Genomic DNA, 17089 nt, shown 5'->3' with positions numbered 1-17089 from the left:
CGTTCACACCGGATGCGAACCGACCTGACGGGCCCGCACCGGCACCCGCGCGAGACGGTTCAGTGCGCGCTTCAACCGGGGTGCGAACGGGCGTTCGACCACCACGTGGATGGCGTACGCGAGGGCGCCCATGCCGGCGATCAGGGCGGCGAGCAGCACCCATTTCAGCCCCGGATACGGCGTCACCCACGGGCCGAGCCAGGCCAGGAGGACAAAGCCGATGTGGGCGTGGACGAGGTAGAGCGGGTAGGTCAGTGATCCGGCCACCAGGAACCACGGGCGGCCGATCCCGGCGGTGGCCTCCAGGGCGATCAGCGTCATCGCCATGAAGATCAGCCAGATCACGCCGATGATGACCGCCGAATGGAACCCGGTCCGGTAGCGCTCGGCCACGTCGGCCGCGAACCCCAGCCCCCGGTAGACCGCGTTCGCGTACGACAGCACCAGGATCGCCACCAGCTCCCAGCTCGGGCCGAAGCGGAGCAGGAGGCTCAGCGCCATCCCGGCGATGAAGTAGTGCGAGAACGTGGTCTGGAGCAGCAGGTCGGCGGCGGACGGCAGCAGTCCGAGTTCGTGCAACCCGGTCAGGGCCAGCCACCCCCAGAGCGCGGCCAGGACCCGGCGGCGGGTCAGTCCGACCAGGGCCAGGACGAAGACGATCAGGTAGAACCGCAGTTCCGCCCAGAGGGTCCAGTAGACGACGTCGATGTTGCCGACGTTGACCGCCGGATTGAGCATGCTCAGGTTCGCCAGGTACTGCACCGGGCCGACCGGGAACCTGCCGGAGACGACGCTCACCACGGCGGTGAGGGTGACCGCGACCCAGAACGCCGGATAGAGCCGGACGATCCGGGAGACGACAAACTCCCGAGGGGTACGGTTCCAGGCGCTCGACAGGACCACGAACCCGCTGATCACGAAGAACAGGTCGACACCGAGGTAGCCGTACCGGGTCACCTCGCCGAGCACCGGGAAGGTGACCGGGCTGAGGCCCTGCATCCAGGCGGAGAAGGTGTAGTGGAAGACCACGACCGCGAGCGCTGCGATGATCCGCAGGAGGTCGACCTCGTACAGCCGCCTCACGTCAGGTCGACCGGGCCGTACCGGGTGCTGTCGGCCCGCGTGTTCAAGGCCCAGTAGCGGTCGCCGAACGACCAGTGCCACCACTCGGTCGGGTAGTTGACCATGCCGGCGGCGGACAGTGCCGTACCGAGGATGTCGCGGTTGGCCCTGGCCTCGGGTGAGATGTCGGGCGAGCCGGTGAAGCAGGCGTTGGCGCTGGCCACCGGGCTGTCGTTGACGGCCGTACCCATGTCGACCTCGTCGCCGTCGGCGGTGCAGAGGGTCAGGTCGACGGTTCCGCCGGTGCTGTGCGGGGCCACCTCGGGCGGTGAGACGTACTTGCTGGCCTCGACGTGCAGGCGCGCCGGCTCCCACCGTGGATACCGCTGGCGGAGTTCGTCCTTGTAGTCCTCGAAGTAGGTCGTCTGGAGGGTCAACGGGCGGTAGCCCTCCACGATCAGGAGGCGCAACCCGTACGGCAGGGTCCGCTGGGCGGTCAGCAGCCGGGCCGCGGTCTCCTCCCGCAGGTGGGCGTACGCACCGGCCGGGTCGGCGAGGCGGTCGTCCACCCGGAACCCGTCGATCCGACGCAGGTCGACCAGGGGTTCGTTGTTGTCACCGAGCGGGATGGCGGAGATCCGCCGGTCGGAGAGCAGGATCATGACCCGTACCGTCCTGCGGCGTCGATGATCGCGGTGGCGACGGCCGCCGCGGCATCGGGGCGCCCGTAGCGGCGGGCGGTGTCGGCCAGGTGTTGGCGCCGGTCGGGATGGTCGAGCAGCATCATGATCTCCTCGCGGAGGCGGTCGGGGGTCGCGTCGGGGCCGGCGAGCATCCGGGCCGCGCCCGCGTCGGCCAGGTGCCGGGCGGTACGCCGCTGCTCGTCACCCCCGGTCGGGATCAGCGGGATGAACACGCACGCCTTGCCGAGGGCGGTGAGTTCGGCAACCGTTCCGGCTCCGCTGCGGGCCACCACGATGTCGGCGGCGGCGAGCACGTCCGGCATCTCGTCGTGCACGTAGTCGACCACCCGGTACCGGTCGCGCAGGTGCTCCGGCAGGCCGTCCGCGATCAGCCGCATCCGGTCGAACGAGAACTCGCCGCACTGGTGCAGGACCTGGCAGCCGGCGAGCAGGTCCGGCAGGATCTCGGCGATCAGGTTGTTGACCTGCACCGCGCCCTGGGCGCCGCCGGTGACGTACAGCAGCGGCAGGTGCGGATCGAGGCGGTACGCGGCCAGCGCCCGACCCCGGTCACCGCGCAGGATCTCGGGCCGGATCGGGTTGCCGGTGACCACCGCACGGGCCTTCGCCCGCCCGGGCAGGTGGTCGACCGAGGACTCGTGGCTGAGCAGGACCCGGTCCGCGATCCGGGCCAGGATCCGGTTCGCCAGCCCGAGGGTGAGGATCTGCTCGTGCATGACCAGCGGCCGGCGGGTCACCCAGGCCGCGATCCCGATCGGTACGGAGACGTACCCGCCGGTGGAGAGGACCACGGCGGGCCGGGTACGGGCCACGATCATGATCGCCTGGAGGATGCCGAGCGGGATCCGGAACGCGTCCGCGATGTTCCGTCCCAGCTCGCGCAGGTTCGGTGACCGGCGCAGTTTCCCGGTGGTGATCGCCTGGAACGGGATGCCCTCCTGCCGGGCGATCTTCGCCTCCAGGCCGTGGGCGACACCGACCCAGAGCAGTTCCGGTTCGGTGCCGGCGACCGCGAGCCGGGCGCGCAGCGTACGGATGGTGGTCAACGCCGGATAGGTGTGCCCTCCGGTCCCGCCCCCGGTGACGACCACCCGGATCCCGCGCAGGTGCTCCGCGCTGTAGATGACCATGGGTCAGGCCGCCGCCGCGCCGAGCCGGGACTCCTTCAGCGCTCCCGCGACCAGGATGTCGAGCAGGGCGGGGAAGGTGATCCCGGCCCGCTGCCAGATCTGCGGGTACTGCGAGGCGGCGGTGAAACCGGGGAACGTGTTGACCTCGTTGACCACCGGTTCCTGCCCGGTGTGCGGGAGGAAGAAGTCGACCCGGAGCAGTCCCCGGCAGCCCAGGGTGGTGAACGCCCGCACCGCCCGGTCCTGGAGCATCCTGGTCGAGTCGGGGTCGAGCGCGGCCGGGATGTGGAAGACCGCCCCGCCGTCGTACTTGGCGTCGTAGTCGAAGAAGGCGGCGCTGGCCACGCTGATCTCCAGCGGTGGACCGGCCTCGATCCGGCCGTCCGGGTGTTCCAGTACGGCGACGTCGATCTCGCGTCCGCGTACCGCCGCCTCGACCAGGACCCGCGTGTCACTCTCCCGCGCCAGCTCCAGCGCGGCCGGCAACTGCTCCCACCGTTCCACCTTGGACACCCCGATGCTGGAGCCGGCGCGGGCGGGTTTGACGAAGACGGGCAGGCCCAGCCGTTCCCGGTCGGCCGCCGACAGTTCCTCCCCCGGACGCAGGGTCACCCCGTCGGCGACCCGCAGTCCGTCGGCGGCGAGGAGGCGCTTGGTGACCTCCTTGTCCATCCCGGCGGCGCTGGCGAAGACACCGTTGCCGACGTACGCGACGCCGAGCCATTCCAGCATCGACTGGACCGTCCCGTCCTCCCCGTACGGGCCATGCAGTGCCGGGAACACGACGTCCTGGCTGCTCAACGCCTTGAGGGCGGTGGTGAGGGTGGCCGGTTGGCCGTCGACGCGCCACCGGCCGTCCCGCTCGATCAGGACCTCGGTCACGTCGTACGCGTCGCGGTCGAGGTGGGCGAGGATGCTCTCCGCCGAGCGGCGGGAAACGTCGTGCTCGCCGCTGCGCCCACCGAAGAGCACCGCCAGCCGGATGTTCGTCAACTCATCGCTCCAAGTGAAGATGTACCCGCGCCACCCGCGCGCCGATCCCGGTCATGACCTCGTGCGGATTGGTCCCCGCCCACCGCGCCCACTCCCCCACCGTCGGCTCCGCCGCCGCAACACCCGATGCCCCGCCGCCAGCGCCGGCGGCGCCGGACGCCGCAGCGCCGGACGCGGCAGCACCGGACACGGCAGCACCGCCGGGGCCGAAGACGACAACCTCGTCGCCGAGGGCCACCGGCAGGTCACCGGCGTCGACAACGCACTGGTCCATGGCGATCCGGCCGACGATCGGGCACCGCCGCCCGCCGAGCCACACCGACGCCCGGCCCTCGGTGGTCCGGGACAGTCCGTCGGCGTACCCGAGCGGGATCAGCGCGAGGGTGGTCGCCCGGTCGGTGACGTGTTCGGGCCCGTACGAGACACCGATGCCGGCCGGCACCCGCTTGACGTTGACCACGCTGGTTCGCAGGGTCATCGCGGGACGCAGTCCGAACCGTCCGGGACCGATGGGGTCGAACGGGTCGACGCCGTACAGGGCGAGTCCGATCCGGCAGAGGTCGTACCGCGCCTCCGGTACGCCGAGCGCCGCCGCCGAGTTGGCCAGGTGGACCACCTCGGGGGTCAGGCACGCGTCCCGGGCGATCCGCAGCGCCTCCCGGAACGTCGACACCTGACCGGTGACGCTCCGGCTGCCCGGCTCCTCGGCGTTGGTCAGGTGCGACCACACCCCCCGTACGCGCACGCTGCCCTCGGCCTCGTACTTGCGGGCCCAGGTGACGAGTTCGGGCCAGTCGTCGCCGTTGGCACCGTTGCGGGACAGGCCGATGTCGGCCTTGAGCTGCACCGTCGCGGGTGCGCCGAGTCGGGTGGCGGCCCCGACGACGGAGTGCAGGTGGGTGAGGGTCGACACCGCGATGTCGACGCCCGCGGTGATCAGGTGGGTGAAGTCCTCATCCGGGCGGTGCAGCCAGCTCAGGATCGGTGCCCGGATCCCCGCCGTGCGCAGGGTCAGCGCTTCCGTGCTGGAGGTCACGCCCAGCCAGGTCGCTCCGGCCCATACGGCGGCTCGCGCCACCGGCACCGCGCCGTGCCCGAAGGCGTCGGCCTTGACCACCGCCATCAGCCCGGTCCGGGCCACCCCGGCGACGGTACGGACGTTGTCCCCGATCGCCGAGAGGTCGATCACCGCCTCGGCCAGTTGCCCGCTCATCGGGCCCACCCGAGCGGGAGTGCGGTCGCCGGGTCCGCCGACAACCACGAGAGGAACGGGTGCCCCGCAACACAGGGAGTCACCAGATAGGTCCTTTCTCGCGATATATCGGGTAGATGAGGGCCGCACCCCGGCCCAACCAGGTCCCCACCAGAACCCTGCGCGACTATACACAGCATGTATACACGCAGTGTCTACACCACCAAACCCCGCCCCAACCCCGCCCCTCCCGCCGGAGGGCACGCCTCTTGTAGAGAAAGAGTGGCTATCCCGGCGAGGGAAGCCACTCTTTCTCTACAAGAGGGTCGATCTTGGCGGAGGAGAGTGGAGGCGGACACCCCTGTGATGATTGTCGGGAGTCGTGTGGATCTCGTGAAGAAGTGACCATCGCGAGGTTTTGTGACGGCGGACTCGGGTCTCGCCCGAGCGGGGTCAGTCGTCGTCGGAGCGTCGGAGGCGCTTGGTTTGGCCCCGTCGCTTCTTGTCCGCGATCCGGCGTTCCTTCGCTCCCCGCGAGGGCCGGGTCGCCCGGCGCGGTGGGGCCGGCGGGGCGGTGGCCTCGGCCAGCAGGGCGGCCAGCCGCTCCCGGGCCGCCTCCCGGTTCATGAGCTGCGACCGGTGCTCCGAGGCCGTGATGGTCAGCACCCCGTCGACCAGGCGGTTCGCCAACCGGTCCAGCGCCCGCGCCTTGAGATGCTCCGGCAGGGCGGTCGACCGACCCAGATCCCAGGAGAGTTCCACCCTGGAGTCGGTCGTGTTCACGCCCTGCCCGCCGGGACCGCTGGACCGGGAGAAACGCCAGTTCAGTTCCGCGTCGGGGATCGCCGTACCGGGGCGGATGGGCAACGTCACGACGCCGGCCGTCCGGCTCGGACGATCGTCATGTCGTCAGCCATGGCTAGAGGCTAGCCTCCCGCCCCGCTACTCCCGCCGGCAATTTCAGCCGCCCTTGCCGATGATCGTGTCGGCCACCTGCTGGACCTGCTCGATCGGGATGGCAAAACCGATGCCGATCGAGCCCTTGCCGTCGATGGTGGCGATCGCGGTGTTCACCCCCACCACCTCACCCCGGGCGTTGACCAGTGGCCCACCCGAGTTGCCGGGATTGATCGGGGCGTCGGTCTGCACCGCCCGGTGCCGGTTGTTGCCGAGCTTCACCTGCCGGTCCAGCGCGCTCACGATGCCGGCGGTGACCGTACCGGAAAGTCCCAGCGGCGAACCGACCGCGAGCACCGGCTCACCCACCCTGGTCGCGCCGGGTTTGGCCAGGACCAGCGGGGCCAGGCCGGCGCCCGCCGGAACCTTGAGTACGGCGATGTCGCTGCCCGAGTCCCGCCCCACCACCCGGGCCGGCAACTGCCGGCCGTCGGGCGTCTCGACCATCACCGTCGGCTCACTGCCGGCGCTGGAACCGGTGCCGGCCGCCCCCGGACCGGCCGACGCGGCAGCCGCCCCGGCCTGGGCCACTATATGGTCGTTCGTGATCAGATGCTGCTGGTCGTCGATGGCGAACCCCGACCCGGTGGCCATCCCGCCGCCACTGGCCACGGTCACCGACACCACACCGGGTACGACCTGCGCCGCCGCGCCCACCATGTCCGGCGGCAGCGCGGTCGGTGATGCGGACGCCTGCGGATCCGCACCGTCCTGCCCGGCGACATAACCCCCGGCGAGCCCGCCGGAGGCGAGCGAGAGCGCGATCACGGCCAGCCCGGTCAGCAGGATCCGTCGCCACCGCCGCCCGGCCGACCCGGAACCGTCGCCGTCCCCGTGGCCCCGCCCACCCGTCGCCGGGTCGAGATCAGGTGAGATGAACCATGGGCCGCGCGGCTCGCCCAGCCCGCTCTGCTGTGCCATAGCGCACTCCTCGTCTGGTCGGTCCCGCTCCCGCATCCCCATCCAGCCAGTTCCCGAACACGTTCCGCGCCCGGCCCGCTCAGGGAAGCCGGGAGAACCAGACCATCGACCCGGCCGCCGCACCGAGGGCCAGCAGCAGCCCCACCCCGATGAACCGGGCCGACACGTCCTGCTCCTCGGTGCGATAGCCGACCGACGTACCGATGTCCTGGTAGACGGCCCGCAGCTCGGCGCTCGTACCGGCCTCGTGGAACTCGCCGCCGGTCTCCTCCGCCACCGTCCGCAGGGTCTGACCGTCGACCGGCACCCGGATCGGTCGCCCACCCCGGTCGATGTAGCCGGCGGCGGTGCCGAACGAGATCGTGTGCACCGGCACCTTCAGCTTCACCGCGTCGTCCGCCGCCGTCATCGGATCCCGACCGGAGGTGTTCGCCCCGTCGGAGAGCAGCACGATCCGGGCCGGCGGCGGTTCCTGCGCGGCCTGGGAGTCCAGCGTCCGTACGGCCTCCAGGGAGGTGCTGATCGCCTCACCGATCGCGGTCCCCTGGACCCCGGTGCTTCCCTCGGCCAGGCGCTTGATCCCGAGGTGCAGTGCGCTGCGATCGGTGCCCGGCGGCACCAGTACGGCGGCACTCCCGGCGAACGCGACCAGCCCCACGTTGAACTCGTCCGGCAGCGCGTCGACGAACTTCTGCGCCGCGACCTTCGCCGCCGCCAACCGGTCCGGTTCCACGTCGGTGGCGAGCATCGAGGTCGACACGTCCACCGCGACCATGACGGTGGCCCGTTCCCGGGGCACCTGCACCTCCGCCGCCGGGCGGGCGAACCCGACCACCAGCAACGCCAGCATCGCCAGGAACAGGCTCGCCGGTACGTGCCGGCGCCAGGCCGGACGTTTCGGCGCCACCCGGTCGAGCAGGCGCAGGTTGGTGAAGCGGACCGCGTACTGGCTGCGTCGACGCTGCATCAGGACGTACCCGACGGCAACCGCCAGTACGCCCGCGAGCAGCCACAACCGCTCCGGAGACTGCCAGGTCACCAGCCACCCCCCGGTCCCGCCGCCACCGTCGCGCCGGCCGGACGGGCCGGTGGACGGGCAGCTCTGGCCAACCGTCGCCTCGACTGCACGTGCCGGGCGATGTCGGCGATCCAGTCCCGATCCGTACGCAACGCGAGGTGCTCGGCGCCGGATCGGCGTACCGCCCCGGCGACCAGTTCCCGCTGCGCCTGCGCGGCCTCGGCGAACCGCTGCCGTACCCGCCGGTCGCCGGTCGACACCTCGCGGCGCTGCCCGCCCTCCGGGTCCACGAACGTGATCACCCCGACGTCGGGCAGTTCCAGCTCGCGGGGGTCGACCACCTCGACCGCGAGCACCTGGTGCCGGGCGGCCAGCCGGCGCAGCGGTCGTTCCCAGGTCGGTTCGCCGACGTCGGCGTCCGGCAACCCGTCGAGGAAGTCGGAGACGACCACGGCCAGTCCACGCCGGGGGGTGGACGAGTTCAGCGCGGCGATCGCCTCGGCGAGGGCAGGCGGACGTACGCCGTCGCCCCCGCGCGGGGCGACGAGCAGCGTACGCAGCAGGCTCATCAGGTGGTCACGACCGGTACGGGCCGGAAAGCGGCGGACGCCCTCCGGACCGAGTACGTGCGCGCCGAGCCGGTTGCCGGATCCTGCGGTCAGGTAACCGATCGCCGCCACCGCCGCCACGGCCAGTTCCCGCTTCTCCACCTCGGCGGTGCCGAAGTCCATGCTCGGGGTCGAGTCGACCAGCAGCCAGGTGGTCAGTTCCCGGTCCGCGTCCACCTCGCGTACGTGCGGCAGCGTGGTCCGGGCGGTGACCGCCCAGTCCATCCGGCGTACCTCGTCCTCGCCGGGCCGGTACTCCCGGCTGCCGGAGCACTCGGAACCCGGTCCGGGCAGCAGGCTGAGGTACTGGCCGTGCAGCAGCCCGTCGAGCCGCCGGTTGATGGCCAGCTCCAACCGGCGCAGCCGCCCCTGCGGCGCAAGCTCCCCCAACGACGCGCCGCCGCCGTGTTCCCGGTCAGAGCCGGTCATGCGGCGGCCAGGCCGGGGGCGCGGTTGTCGTCGCGGCGGGCGGGGGCGATCCGGGGCGGGGGTACCGCCTCGATCAGGCGGCGGACCACCGCCTCGGCCGGGATCCCGTCGGCGACCGCGTCGAAGGAGAGGACCAACCGGTGCGAGATGACGTCCACCGCCAGTTCCCGGATGTCCTCGGGGAGCACGTAGTCGCGGCCACGGAGCATGGCCTGGGCCCGTGCGGCGGCCACCAGGCCGAGGGTGGCGCGCGGGCTCGCGCCGTACGCCAGCAGTGGCGCCACGTCCTGCAACCCGAACCGGGCCGGGTTGCGGGTGGCGAGGATCAGCCGGACGACGTACTCGGCGAGGGCGTGGTGGACGAAGACCTGGGAGGCCCGGTGCTGCAACGTACGCAGCCGGTGCGGGTCCAGCACCCGGCGTACCCGGGGGCGGTCGGTGCTCATCCGGTAGAGGATGGCGAGTTCGTCCACGTCACTCGGGTAGTCGACGGTCACCTTCATCAGGAACCGGTCCCGCTGCGCCTCCGGGAGCTGGTAGACGCCCTCGGACTCGATCGGGTTCTGGGTGGCGAGGACCAGGAACGGGTTCGGGACCGGATAGCTGGTGCCGCCGATCGAGACCTGGCGCTCGGCCATCGCCTCCAGCAGCGCCGACTGCACCTTCGCCGGGGCCCGGTTGATCTCGTCGGCGAGCACCAGGTTCGCCATGATCGGGCCGAGTTCCACGTCGAAGGTCTCCTTCGACGCCCGGTAGATCCGCGTACCGACGATGTCCGACGGGACCAGGTCCGGGGTGAACTGGATCCGGGAGAAGCTCCCGCCGACGACGTTCGCCAGGGTCTGCGCGGCGAGCGTCTTCGCCACCCCGGGTACGCCCTCCAGCAGGCAGTGCCCGTCCGCCAGGAGCGCGGTCAGAAGCCGCTCGACCAGGCGGTCCTGGCCGACGATGACCCGTTTGACCTCAAACAGGGTCTGTTCAAGTTCGGGGCCGGTCGACGTTGTCTCGACCGGCCTGGGCCCACTGGCCAAGGTGTCCGACATGTCCGTCACGGTGCAAGCTTCCCCGTCAGGGCACGGGCAAACATGTAAGGACCGGTCATTGTCCAACCGGCCACGGAACGGTGCAGGGCGCCCCTTACTACCGAACCAGACCGGGAGCGACACGAAACCGCCACATCCGCCCACTACGTTGATCGGCATGACCACCCCGAACACGAGCACCGAACCGGCACCGGCAGCCGGCACGGACGAACGGCCACCGGCACCACCCGTGCACGACAACCGGCGGCGGGTCGTCACGATCGCCTGCTGGATGCTGGTCGTGCCAGGTCTGGGGTGGGCGGTGATGCGGCTCGGCGGGCTGGAACGGGGGATGCTGGCGCAGGGGGTGGCCTTCACCCCGTACGTCGTGCTCTGGACCCTGGTCCCGTTGGGGCTGGCCCTGGCGCTGCGGCGGTTTGCCGCCGCGGCCGTCGCCGCCCTGGTCACGCTCGCGCTGGCCGCCGTGGTGGTGCCGAGGGCGCTGCCCGACAGCCAGCCCGACACCACCGGGCCGGCGCTGCGGGTGATGACCGCCAACCTGCTCTTCGGCGGCGCCGACGCGGCGGCGCTGATCAACCTCGTCCGCGACGAACGGGTGGACGTGCTCGCCCTCCAGGAGTTCACGGCCGAGGCGGCGACCGAACTCGACCGGCTCGGCCTCGCCGAAGTGTTGCCGCACCGGCAACTCGGCGCGGAGACCGGGGCGGCCGGTTCCGCGCTCTACGCCCGGTTCCCGCTGCGCGACGGCGGCGTACGACAGAACCCCGGCGGCTTCCACCAGGCGTACGGAACGGTGCTGGTGCCGGGGGCGCCGCCGGTGCTGGTCGAGTCGGTGCACCCGATGGCCCCGTACGCGCTGGAGGCGCTCCCGTCCTGGCGGCTGGACCTGGAAGCCGAACCGCCGGCCACCCCGGACGGCCCGTTACGGGTGCTGGCCGGGGACTTCAACGCCACCCTCGACCACGCGCCGCTGCGTCAACTGCTGGACACCGGTTACGTCGATGCCGCCGACGCCACCGGCAGTGGGCTCACCGGCACCTGGGGCCCGTACGACGGTGACCCGCTTCCCCCGATCGCCATCGACCACGTGCTCGCCGACCGCCGGATCGCCGTGGAAGAGGTGCGGGTGCACCGGCTCACCGGCAGCGACCACCGCCCCGTCCTCGCCGAACTCTCCCTCCCCGCCGCCTGAGCAACGGAAGGCTCCTTCCCGCCAGCGGGCCGGCGGGAAGGAGTCACTCCTTACACTTCGGCGGGCTCGCGGGAGACGCCGTACGTGAGGGCGTCGACCAGGGCGTGCCAGCTCGCCTCCACCACGTTGTTGTGTACGCCGACCGTGGTCCAGTCCCGGCCCCGGTCACCGGTCGTCTCGACCAGGACCCGGGTGATCGCCCCGGTGCCGTGGCTGCCCTCGAGGATCCGCACCTTGTAGTCGGCCAGCTCGAACGTACGCAGGGCCGGGTAGTGCCGGGTCAGCGCCACCCGCAGCGCCTCGTCCAGGGCGTTGACCGGACCGTTGCCCTCGGCGGTGGCGATGACCCGCTCACCGCGTACCCGGATCTTGACCGTTGCCTCGGAGACCACCGAGCCGTCCTCCCGGTGCTCGACCAGCACCCGGTACGACTCCAGGGTGAACGGCCTCGGCACGTCCTGGCCGGGCAACTCGGAGCGGACCAGCAGCTCGAACGAGGCGTCGGCGGCCTCGAACGACCAACCGCCGGCCTCCAGTTCCTTGACCCGCTTGGTCACCCGGGACAGGGCTTCGGGATGGCCGGCCAGGTCAATACCGAGCTCACGGCTCTTGAGCTCGATGCTGGCCCGACCGGCCATCTCCGTCACCAGGATCCGCATGTCGTTACCGACCAGCGTCGGCTCCACGTGGTTGTAGAGCACCGGATCCACTTTGATCGCGCTCGCGTGCAGCCCCGCCTTGTGGGCGAAGGCGGCGGCCCCGACATATGCCTGGTGGGTGTCGGGGGCGATGTTGGCGATCTCGGTGATGGCGTGCGATACGCGCACCATCTGTTCCAGGCAGCCGTCCGGTAGGACGGGCAGCCCGAGCTTGAGTTGCAGGTTGCCGACGACGGTGAACAGGTCCGCGTTGCCGGGGCGTTCGCCGTAACCGTTGGCGGTGCACTGGAAGTGCTCGACGCCCGCCTCGACGGCGGCGACGGTGTTGGCGACCGCGCAACCGGTGTCGTTCTGGCAGTGGATGCCGAGCCGGTTCGGGCTGATGCCGAGCCGCCCGGTCAGGTCGTTGATCGCGGCGGTGATCTGGGACGGCAGCATGCCGCCGTTGGTGTCGCACATGACCACCCGCTCGGCGCCCGCCGCGAGCGCGGTCTCGACCACCGAAGCGGTGTACGCCGGGTCGTACCGGAAACCGTCGAAGAAGTGCTCGCAGTCGAGGAAGACCCGGCGTCCCTCGGCGACGAAGTGCGCGACGCTGTCCCGGACCATCGCGAGGTTCTCCGCCCCGGTGGTGCGCAGGGCCCGTTCGACGTGCCGGATGTCGGACTTGGCGACCAGGCAGACCGCGGGCGTCTCGGCGTCGAGCAGGGCGCGTACCTGGGGGTCGTCGGCGACCGCCAGGCCGGCCTTGCGGGTGGCACCGAACGCGACCAGGGTGGCGTGACGAAGCTGGAGTTCGGTACGGGCGCGGTGGAAGAACTCGGTGTCCTTGGGCATCGCGCCGGGCCAGCCGCCCTCGATGAAGCCGACGCCGAACTCGTCGAGCAGCCTGGCCACGGCCAGCTTGTCGACCACCGAGTAGCTGATCCCCTCACGCTGTGCACCGTCGCGCAGCGTCGTGTCGAAGACCTGGAAAGCCATCTGATTCCTTTCGAGAGCAGCACTGTCCGTCCGGCTGCGGCCCCAAGGCCGGACAAACAAAATGACCCCCCGCTGATGCGGGAGGTCTGCGCGCTCGGCGGAGGGGTTGCCGGCGCGCTAGTCGCGAATAATCAGTACGTGCTGGGTCACGCTCGGTACTCTGCCACTCCCGACCGGATTCCGGGAGGGAAAATCCACATCTCGGGATGGTCGGCCCGGATCGTGGCCGTCGGCGGCCGTTATTCGAGCAGGGCGTCGAGGGTGTGGCGGGCGGTGTCGGCCATCACCGGATTGGTGTCGACGTAGTACCAGAGGGCGCCGATCGCCTGGAGCAGCGCCCATCCGCGCCCCCGCCGCCAGGTGGCCTCGTCGACACCGAGCGCCCGCCGGTAGGACTCCCGGGCACCGGGGCCGAGCAGGTTCCACGCCGGCTGGAGGTCCGCCGCCGGGTCGCCGACGTACACCGCCCCGAGGTCGATGACGGCGGCGAGCCGGCCGTCGCGTACCAGGATGTTGCCCGGCATCAGGTCGGCGTGGATCCACACGTCGTCGCCGTCGTTGGCGGGCGCGTCCAGGCAGTCCGCCCAGATCCGGGCCAGCGTTGCCGTGTCGGTGAGGTGCCCGCTGCGGGCGAGGCAGTCGCGTACGTAGGCGTCCCTGGTCCGTAGCGGACCGCCCCGCCCGCGACCCGCCCACTTCCGGCCGCCGGTGTCGATCCCGTGCAGGGCGGTGACGAATCCGGCCAGGTCACGGGCGAACACGTCGGGGTCACCGATGCTCCCGGCGCTCGCCGTCTCACCGGGAATCCACCGGTACGCCGTCCACGGTCCGCCGTACCCCTCCCCCGGCTCACCGATGGCGAGCGGCTCCGGAACCGCGACCGGCACGTACGCGGCGATCCGCCGGGCGTTGTCCTGCTCGGTGAGCAGGTCGGCGCGCAGTTCGGGGTCGAGGCTGGGTTGCAATGGGAAACGCAGGACGATGTCCTCGCCGAGGCGGAACAGCGCGTTGACGGTGCCGTACGAGGTCACCGGGCGTACCGCGAGGGCGGACCACTCCGGGAACTGGGCGGCCACCAGAGCGGCCACGACGTCCGTGGTGATCTCGACCTGATCGGCGTGCATCCTCACCGACCGATCTTCACACCCGGCCGGACCGCCCGCGACCCCGGACGGCTCGGCACCATTCGGACCGGTCGCGCCGGAACGGGTCGGGTGACCGGTAGGTGTAGCTTCCGGCGACTCTGGGTAGCAGGTTCCGGGACAGCGAAGTCGAGGACGAGAAGAGGAGTGAAAGCCAATGAACAGGCTCGATCCTCAGCCGACCCCGGACCAGAACCCGGAACCGATCCCGTTTCGGACCCCGGAGCCGACACCGGACCAGGCGCTGGACCCGACCAGCCGTCGCGGACCCGACGAGTGGACCGGCTCCGCCTCCGCGGAGACGTACCAGTCGACGGGCACGCCCCTTCCGCCGGGCGCGTACGAGCCTGACGGCTCGTTCCAGCCGTGGCGCTACCGGGACGACGCCGGCGTGACCGGCGCCGACCTGGTCGGCTACCACGTGGAGGCGACCGACGGCAGCATCGGCAAGATCGACCGCGCCAACTACGAGGTCGACGCCAGTTTCCTGGTGGTCGACACCGGGCCGTGGATCTTCGGCAAGAAGGTCATGCTGCCCGCGGGCGTGGTCAATCACGTCGACCACGAGGACCGCAAGGTCTACGTGGATCGGGACAAGGCCCAGATCAAGGCCGCTCCCGAGTACGTCGAAAGCGACCAGACCGATCCGGTCTACCTGGACAAGATCGGTGGTTACTACGGCGGCATGTACGGGCTGCCCGGCACACGGCCGCTCTGACCGTGACCGGACGGTAGTTCCAACCAGACCGGGCCGACCGCTCAACCCGGTCGGACAACCGAGGCGGGCCGGTGGGCTTCATCCCCACCGGCCCGCCGTCCGTCTGCCACCGTGTCGTGCTGCTGTGGCGCCCGCAGGTGGCGTACGGACGGCGAGCAGAGGGCGCCCACGGCGGCGAGCAGGACCACCCCGGCGCAGCACAGCATCGCCGGCCGGGGGCCGAACCCGGTCGCCGCCGCCCCGACCAGGAGCAGCCCGATCGGGCCGAACATGAACGAGCCGAGGGCGTCGTACGCGCTGATCCGGGACAGCAGCTCCGGCCGGATCTCCCGTTGCAGGGTCGTCTCCCAGAGGACGTTGCCGATGTCGACGCAGATTCCCGTGACCACCCCGGCCAGGACCACCGTCCACAGTGGCGCGCTCAGGCCGAGCAGCAGGTAGAGCGGGACGGCGGCGAGACACGCCGACACCGCCACCAGCATCGGCCGGCGGGGGCGGAGCCGGATCACGATCGCCACCCCGATCAGCATTCCGACCGCCTCACCGACCAGCACCGCCGACCAGGCCCCCGCCCCGCCCAACTCCCGCTGCGCCACCACCGGCCCGAGCACCCCGTGCACCGCCTGCGTCGTCGCCACCGTGAACGCGAACTGGACCACCATCACCCATAACCACTGCCGCCCCACGAACTCCCGCCACCCCGCCCGCAGCTCAGCCACCACCGACCCGCCCGCCCCGGCCACGGCTGTGGGTCCGCGATGGGGTGACCGCAGCCCGGCGACGAACACCCCGGACAGGGCGAAGAACGCACCGCAGAACGCCAACGCCGGGCCGCCGCCCAGCAGTACCACCGTCGTGCCGCCGAGCGTGAAGCCGGCCAGCCGGGCGGTGTTCGTACCCATGCGGAGCAGGCCGTTCGCGGTCTGCAACCGGTCCGCGGACACCACCTCGGGCACGATGCCCAGGATCGCGGGAAAGAGCACCGCGACCCCGACCCCGGAGAGCGCGGCGCCCGTGACCAGCGCCGGCAGCGGGGCACGGCCGGTCATCAACATGACCGAGAGCAACAGGTACGCCGCCGCGCAGAGCAGTTCACCCGCGATCATGACCCGGTAGCGGGGCAGGCGGTCGGCCAGCACCCCACCGGCGAGCATGAAGACGATCTGCGGAACCGCCTGCCCGACGAGCACGAGGGAGAGTGTGGTCGGCGTCGCCCCCGCCAACCCGAGTACGCCGAACGCGAGCGCCACCGGCGCGAACGCACCACCGAGCACGGACGCGGTACGGGCGGCGAACAGCAGGGCGAAGCGACGGTCCCGGAACAGGTGCAGGTCTTCCCCGTAACTGTGCACCCAATCAAGACAATCACTGTCTCGCCACCGCCGGCGATGTGCTTTGCCCTGATCACCGCCGGTCCCGCGCACCGCGATCCCCGGCCACCAGCGCCATGATCATGACGTCGCCGACCGGCACCGGGGAGCCGATATGGTGAGTCCATGGACGCTTCCCCGGTCAGCCGCGTGACCGCCTTCGCCAGCCTCTTCAACTTCCGCGACGTCGGTGGTTACGCCGGACTCGACGGGCGTACGGTCCGCTGGCGACGGCTCTACCGGTCGGACTCACTGCACCGGATCGACGACGCCGACCAGGCGATCCTCGCCGAGCTGGGCATCCGTACGGTGCTGGACCTGCGCCGGCCGCACGAGGTGAAGCGGGACGGTCGGGTGCCGGCCTACGAGGGGCTGGACTACCGGCACATCCACCCGGAGCACCGGGAGTGGGACGAGGTCCCGTACGACGAGCAACTGGGCGTCGCCCACTACCTCGCCGAGCGGTACCGGGACCTGGCCGAGACCGGGGCCGCCGGCATAGCCCAGGCGGTCGGGACGATCGCGGACGAGGACGCGGCACCGGTGGTGGTGCACTGCGTGGCGGGCAAGGACCGTACCGGGGTGGTGTGCGCGCTGACCCTGTCCCTGCTCGGGGTGAGCGACGCCGACATCGCCGCCGACTACGCCCTCAGCACCGACGCCTCCGAACGCTTCCGCCTCTGGATCACCACCCAGCTACCCCCACGCGACTTCCCCACCCCCCAGCCCTACTACTCCTCCCCCGCCGAAGCAATGATCATCTTCCTCACCAACCTCCGCCACCACCACGGCTCAATAGAGCGCTACCTCCTGCAAGCAGGCCTAACCCCCACCCAACTCCAATCCCTCCGCACCCACCTCCTCACCTAAACCCCCCGATACACGCGTTGATCATGAAGTTAGCGACGCTCCGAGGGCGGAAAACTGTCGCTAACTTCATGATCAACGGCGTACAACGGTCGGGCGGGCG

Annotated in this window: 16 protein-coding genes; 3 read left to right on the top strand and 13 right to left on the bottom strand. The window is 71.2% G+C overall.

Annotated features, from left to right (window positions below):
• Positions 1 to 3: 3 nt before the first annotated feature.
• From ACWEFB_RS13585 to ACWEFB_RS13540, 10 genes are all read right to left on the bottom strand, one after another.
• Positions 4 to 1083: an acyltransferase family protein gene (locus tag ACWEFB_RS13585; RefSeq protein WP_452285306.1), complete on the bottom strand. Its 1080-nt coding sequence runs from the start codon at positions 1081 to 1083 to the stop codon at positions 4 to 6.
• A complete protein-coding gene (locus ACWEFB_RS13580) occupies positions 1080 to 1724 on the bottom strand; it encodes a M15 family metallopeptidase (RefSeq protein ID WP_452285305.1) in 645 nt (214 codons plus the stop codon). The genes ACWEFB_RS13585 and ACWEFB_RS13580 overlap by 4 nt, the downstream gene beginning before the upstream one ends.
• Positions 1721 to 2896 carry a UDP-N-acetylglucosamine--N-acetylmuramyl-(pentapeptide) pyrophosphoryl-undecaprenol N-acetylglucosamine transferase gene (locus ACWEFB_RS13575; RefSeq protein ID WP_452285303.1) on the bottom strand — a complete coding sequence of 392 codons (1176 nt, stop codon included), beginning with the start codon at positions 2894 to 2896 and terminating at the stop codon, positions 1721 to 1723. The genes ACWEFB_RS13580 and ACWEFB_RS13575 overlap by 4 nt, the downstream gene beginning before the upstream one ends.
• 3 nt (positions 2897 to 2899) lie before the next feature.
• Positions 2900 to 3889, bottom strand: coding sequence for a D-alanine--D-alanine ligase family protein (locus ACWEFB_RS13570; protein WP_452285301.1), 990 nt, complete (start codon positions 3887 to 3889; stop codon positions 2900 to 2902).
• Between the two features lies 1 nt (position 3890).
• Positions 3891 to 5102: an alanine racemase gene (alr, locus tag ACWEFB_RS13565; RefSeq protein ID WP_452285299.1), complete on the bottom strand. Its 1212-nt coding sequence runs from the start codon at positions 5100 to 5102 to the stop codon at positions 3891 to 3893.
• A gap of 432 nt (positions 5103 to 5534) precedes the next feature.
• A complete protein-coding gene (gene arfB, locus ACWEFB_RS13560) occupies positions 5535 to 5954 on the bottom strand; it encodes an alternative ribosome rescue aminoacyl-tRNA hydrolase ArfB (protein WP_452285298.1) in 420 nt (139 codons plus the stop codon).
• A gap of 87 nt (positions 5955 to 6041) precedes the next feature.
• Positions 6042 to 6959 (bottom strand): S1C family serine protease, encoded by a 918-nt coding sequence (locus tag ACWEFB_RS13555; protein ID WP_452285296.1) that lies wholly within the window; start codon positions 6957 to 6959, stop codon positions 6042 to 6044.
• Positions 6960 to 7038: 79 nt separating this feature from the next.
• A complete protein-coding gene (locus ACWEFB_RS13550; protein WP_452285294.1) occupies positions 7039 to 7998 on the bottom strand; it encodes a VWA domain-containing protein in 960 nt (319 codons plus the stop codon).
• The gene (locus ACWEFB_RS13545; RefSeq protein ID WP_452285292.1) at positions 7995 to 9014 is read right to left on the bottom strand and encodes a DUF58 domain-containing protein; all 1020 of its coding nucleotides are present in this window, start codon (positions 9012 to 9014) and stop codon (positions 7995 to 7997) included. Before ACWEFB_RS13545 ends, ACWEFB_RS13550 begins: the two co-directional genes overlap by 4 nt.
• Entirely contained in the window at positions 9011 to 10066 is a 1056-nt protein-coding gene (locus tag ACWEFB_RS13540; protein ID WP_326560503.1) for an AAA family ATPase, read from the bottom strand. The genes ACWEFB_RS13545 and ACWEFB_RS13540 overlap by 4 nt, the downstream gene beginning before the upstream one ends.
• 262 nt (positions 10067 to 10328) lie before the next feature.
• Here ACWEFB_RS13540 and ACWEFB_RS13535 point away from each other — a divergent pair, with 262 nt between their 5' ends.
• On the top strand, positions 10329 to 11249 hold the full coding sequence (locus ACWEFB_RS13535; RefSeq protein WP_452285652.1) for an endonuclease/exonuclease/phosphatase family protein: 921 nt from the start codon (positions 10329 to 10331) through the stop codon (positions 11247 to 11249).
• Positions 11250 to 11299: 50 nt separating this feature from the next.
• On the opposite strand, the gene cimA is transcribed toward ACWEFB_RS13535, so the two are convergent.
• Positions 11300 to 12889, bottom strand: coding sequence for a citramalate synthase (gene cimA / locus ACWEFB_RS13530; protein WP_326560504.1), 1590 nt, complete (start codon positions 12887 to 12889; stop codon positions 11300 to 11302).
• 239 nt (positions 12890 to 13128) lie between these two features.
• Positions 13129 to 14013 carry an aminoglycoside phosphotransferase family protein gene (locus ACWEFB_RS13525; RefSeq protein WP_452285650.1) on the bottom strand — a complete coding sequence of 295 codons (885 nt, stop codon included), beginning with the start codon at positions 14011 to 14013 and terminating at the stop codon, positions 13129 to 13131.
• Between the two features lie 409 nt (positions 14014 to 14422).
• Here ACWEFB_RS13525 and ACWEFB_RS13520 point away from each other — a divergent pair, with 409 nt between their 5' ends.
• Entirely contained in the window at positions 14423 to 14749 is a 327-nt protein-coding gene (locus ACWEFB_RS13520) for a PRC-barrel domain containing protein (RefSeq protein ID WP_326563007.1), read from the top strand.
• Positions 14750 to 14790: 41 nt separating this feature from the next.
• Here the strand turns inward: ACWEFB_RS13520 and ACWEFB_RS13515 are convergent, their stop codons facing one another.
• Positions 14791 to 16101 carry an MFS transporter gene (locus ACWEFB_RS13515; protein ID WP_452285290.1) on the bottom strand — a complete coding sequence of 437 codons (1311 nt, stop codon included), beginning with the start codon at positions 16099 to 16101 and terminating at the stop codon, positions 14791 to 14793.
• Positions 16102 to 16245: 144 nt separating this feature from the next.
• Between ACWEFB_RS13515 and ACWEFB_RS13510 the strand changes: the two genes are divergently transcribed.
• On the top strand, positions 16246 to 16989 hold the full coding sequence (locus ACWEFB_RS13510) for a tyrosine-protein phosphatase (RefSeq protein ID WP_452285288.1): 744 nt from the start codon (positions 16246 to 16248) through the stop codon (positions 16987 to 16989).
• Positions 16990 to 17089: the final 100 nt, after the last annotated feature.

It is taken from the genome of Micromonospora sp. NPDC004704 (assembly GCF_053601675.1).
The sequence above is the reverse complement of the archived record's forward strand: the minus strand, read 5'-3'. Positions and strand labels throughout refer to the sequence as shown.

Excerpts from the sequence above, each read along its gene's own strand:
- ACWEFB_RS13575 (WP_452285303.1), bottom strand. The coding sequence starts at position 2,896 with ATGGTCATCTACAGCGCGGAGCACCTGCGCGGGATCCGGGTGGTCGTC.
- ACWEFB_RS13545 (WP_452285292.1), bottom strand. The coding sequence starts at position 9,014 with ATGACCGGCTCTGACCGGGAACACGGCGGCGGCGCGTCGTTGGGGGAG.
- ACWEFB_RS13580 (WP_452285305.1), bottom strand. The coding sequence starts at position 1,724 with ATGATCCTGCTCTCCGACCGGCGGATCTCCGCCATCCCGCTCGGTGAC.
- ACWEFB_RS13525 (WP_452285650.1), bottom strand. The coding sequence starts at position 14,013 with ATGCACGCCGATCAGGTCGAGATCACCACGGACGTCGTGGCCGCTCTG.
- alr (WP_452285299.1), bottom strand. The coding sequence starts at position 5,102 with ATGAGCGGGCAACTGGCCGAGGCGGTGATCGACCTCTCGGCGATCGGG.
- ACWEFB_RS13510 (WP_452285288.1), top strand. The coding sequence starts at position 16,246 with ATGGACGCTTCCCCGGTCAGCCGCGTGACCGCCTTCGCCAGCCTCTTC.
- cimA (WP_326560504.1), bottom strand. The coding sequence starts at position 12,889 with ATGGCTTTCCAGGTCTTCGACACGACGCTGCGCGACGGTGCACAGCGT.
- ACWEFB_RS13535 (WP_452285652.1), top strand. The coding sequence starts at position 10,329 with ATGCTGGTCGTGCCAGGTCTGGGGTGGGCGGTGATGCGGCTCGGCGGG.
- ACWEFB_RS13555 (WP_452285296.1), bottom strand. The coding sequence starts at position 6,959 with ATGGCACAGCAGAGCGGGCTGGGCGAGCCGCGCGGCCCATGGTTCATC.